Here is a 1083-nt window from a genome sequence, read left to right on the forward strand (position 1 = left end):
ATGGCCGCCTATGGGCTGAAGCCGTGCGTGGAGATCCCGTTTGCCGACTACATGTACCCGGCTTACGACCAGCTGACCCAGGAAGCCGCGAGGCTGCGCTATCGCTCGAACGGCGACTTCACCTGCCCGATCGTGGTGCGCATGCCGACCGGCGGCGGCATATTCGGCGGCCAGACGCACAGCCAGCGCCCGGAAGCGTTGTTCACCCATGTGTCGGGGCTGAATACCGTCGTGCCCTCGAACCCGCATGACGCCAAGGGACTGCTGATCGCGGCGATCGAAGATCCCGACCCGGGCATCTTCCTCGAGCCGAAGCGGCTCTACAACGGGCCGTTCGACGGCCATCACGAACGTCCGGTGACGCCGTGGTCGAAGCACGAGCTGGGCGAGGTCGCCGACGGCCACTACACCGTGCCGCTCGGCAAGGCCGCGATCCGCCGGGCCGGCTCCGCCGTCACGGTGCTGGCGTACGGCACAATGGTCTATGTGGCGCAGGCGGCGGCCGAGGAGACCGGCATCGATGCCGAGATCGTCGATCTCAGGACGCTGTTGCCGCTCGACCTCGACACCATCGTGGCGTCGGTGAAGAAGACCGGACGCTGCGTCGTGGTGCACGAGGCGACGCTGACCTCCGGCTTCGGAGCGGAGCTGGTCGCGCTTGTGCAGGAAAACTGCTTCTACCATCTGGAGGCGCCGGTGGCCCGCGTCGCCGGCTGGGACACGCCCTATCCGCATGCGCAGGAATGGGACTATTTCCCCGGTCCGGCCCGCGTGGGCCGGGCGCTTACGGAAACACTGGAAGCCTAGAACGGGGAGGCCCGACATGGGCGAACACATCATCAAGCTGCCCGATGTCGGCGAGGGCGTCGCCGAGGCGGAACTCGTCGAATGGCATGTCAAGGTCGGCGACATCGTGCACGAGGACATGATGCTTGCCGCCGTGATGACCGACAAGGCCACGGTCGAGATCCCTTCCCCCGTCGACGGCGAGATCCTGTGGCTGGGCGCCGATATCGGCGACACGGTGGCGATCGGCTCGCCCATCGTGCGGCTGAAGGTGGCCGGCGAGGGCAATGTCGTTGG

2 protein-coding genes are annotated in these 1083 nt (G+C 66.9%); both read left to right on the forward strand.

From position 1 onward, the window contains the following. Window positions 1-807: alpha-ketoacid dehydrogenase subunit beta (locus tag FJ980_RS33740; RefSeq protein ID WP_140547677.1), on the forward strand; the 807-nt coding region annotated here is incomplete at its 5' end. Between the two features lie 16 nt (window positions 808-823). After that, a partial coding sequence (locus FJ980_RS33745) for a biotin/lipoyl-containing protein (RefSeq protein ID WP_348640680.1) occupies window positions 824-1083 on the forward strand: 260 nt, incomplete at its 3' end.

It is taken from the genome of Mesorhizobium sp. B1-1-5 (assembly GCF_006443065.1).
Taxonomy (GTDB): Bacteria; Pseudomonadota; Alphaproteobacteria; order Rhizobiales; family Rhizobiaceae; genus Mesorhizobium.